Annotated in this window: 1 pseudogene; it reads right to left on the bottom strand. The window is 66.0% G+C overall.

What is annotated here, in order from left to right:
- A pseudogene (locus BN358_RS10245) lies at positions 1 to 323 on the bottom strand (mannitol-1-phosphate 5-dehydrogenase); the annotation flags it as partial.
- Between the last annotated feature and the right edge of the window lie 18 nt (positions 324 to 341).

The following is a 341-nucleotide window of genomic DNA, read 5'->3' on the forward strand; positions in this document are numbered from 1 at the left end:
CGCGCCGCGATGCCTGCGGCGATCGCCGGTGCGACGAACTTCAGGATGTGCGCACCCACCGCCGTGGTGACGATGTCGGCGGACGCGATGGCTGCGACGAGCTCTTCCGGCTCGGTCGCTGAGTTGAGGGCGGAGAACCCGCGGACCTCCTGGGTCCGCGGGTCCTCCCCGACTTCGTGCACGACGTAGCTGTCCGCGTCCTTCAGCCGCTGGATCAGCGACTCGACGACGTCCGCGAACACCAGGTCGTAACCGGCGTTGTGCAGCAGCAGGCCGACAAACCCGCGACCGATGTTCCCTGCTCCGAAGTGCACTGCTTTCATCTACCCATTCACCTTCTT

Source organism: Sedimentibacter sp. B4 (genome assembly GCF_000309315.1).
Lineage (GTDB): Bacteria > Bacillota > Clostridia > Tissierellales > Sedimentibacteraceae > Sedimentibacter > Sedimentibacter saalensis.